The 1,397-nt window shown below is 35.1% G+C and carries 2 protein-coding genes; both read right to left on the reverse strand.

From position 1 onward, the window contains the following. Positions 1–149 precede the first annotated feature (149 nt). Positions 150–1,157, reverse strand: a complete 1,008-nt coding sequence (locus FNN09_RS20835) for an IS110 family transposase (RefSeq protein WP_143304419.1) — start codon at positions 1,155–1,157, stop codon at positions 150–152. Continuing rightward, complete coding sequence (locus FNN09_RS21635) at positions 1,138–1,182, reverse strand: hypothetical protein (protein ID WP_366520185.1); 45 nt, start codon at positions 1,180–1,182, stop codon at positions 1,138–1,140. The genes FNN09_RS20835 and FNN09_RS21635 overlap by 20 nt, the downstream gene beginning before the upstream one ends. Positions 1,183–1,397 lie beyond the last annotated feature (215 nt).

Consider the following 1,397-nt stretch of genomic DNA (forward strand, 5'->3'; position numbering starts at 1 on the left):
CAATGACCTGCTCAAACTCTATGTTGTTACTTGTCCTAGCCATGCCTTCTTTTATTCACTAAGTTCCGAATTCCCACCAATAATCATCCCCCTGTGTGTCAAATTTACTTGCCATGGATGTTTCATATACTCTAATTAATTACAAGTTTTTAAGCCACTTTATTAGTGGAGCTATTAATATTTTTCTCTCTCGGATCAAGACATATATAATCCTGACGATATGGTGTTTTGTTTTTAATGACGCTGTAAATAGTTCTCAGCATCTTATTTGATATGTTATTCATAATTAAATAATGAGGTTTACCTTCAAGTTTTTTCTTTTGATAATACAAGCGATACTCCTTATTGTGCTTCACTGCCGACTTGGCTCCCATATACAATAGGGCTTTTAATTTTTTGTCTGCAAATGGGCTTGTTTTAGCTTTTCCTACCATCTTACCTGATGCATTAGGAAAAGGACAAACACCTGCGTATGAAGACGCTTTACGAGCTGTATCTATATCCATAAAGTTACCGGTCTTTATGAGCAAATCAGTGGCTATTACAGGTCCTATTCCCTTTACACTTACTGCCAGTTCATAATTCTCATTTAACGCTTCATTTGCCTTTATTACTTCTTCAATTTCATACTCTACTTCAGCTATTTCTACGTCTAAGTTGCACAAGGCTTGCTGAACGTGTTTGTTAACACTTATGCTTTGCATTGGTAAATTAGAACGTCCGTGAGCCCCTGTTCTTAAACTCTTTCTTGCTTTTACCAATTGAGCACGTAAAGTGTATAGAGATTTTATTTCTACTATTTCTTCTGTGTCATACTCCTTGAATTCTAGCTTATCAAAGAACCTTTCTCCATACTCTCGAATCCTTCTGGCATCTATTGGATCAGACTTCCCTTTTATCATCCCCAAACTATGCTTTATCGTATAACCAGGAACCAATGCTATTATTATCCCCATAAGATTACACAGATAAACCAATAAGTCCCCATAAGACCCTGTATGCTCAGCACATAACACACTATTATCGGGCACATTTTCTAGGAACTTTGATATGGATGTTAATCTATTTTTCACCTGTTTGTTCTTTTCTTTTCCTGTTACATCAATAAAGTTCACATCAAACTTTTCCATCGATAAATCAATTCCATATACTTGCATAAACAATTAGTTTTATGCTCCGTATTGAGTGGCTAACATCGTGATAATGGGTTCTGCCCTAAATACTCTCTGGCTTTTACTCAATAATCTGCTGTGCTTAATATGAAACTTAGATTTTATCTATCTGTTTATTAAAGTTAATGCAGCAGATGGAGCTTTTTGCCTAAGTTAAAAATCACGTTTGACTCCTAATTGGTTTTCTCATATTTAGGTATTCCACAAACTAACGATGTGTTTATA

The organism is Carboxylicivirga sp. M1479, assembly GCF_007097485.1.
Classification (GTDB): domain Bacteria; phylum Bacteroidota; class Bacteroidia; order Bacteroidales; family Marinilabiliaceae; genus Carboxylicivirga.

Coding starts and splice junctions, on each gene's coding strand:
- FNN09_RS20835 (WP_143304419.1), bottom strand. CDS start 1,157: ATGCAAGTATATGGAATTGATTTATCGATGGAAAAGTTTGATGTGAAC.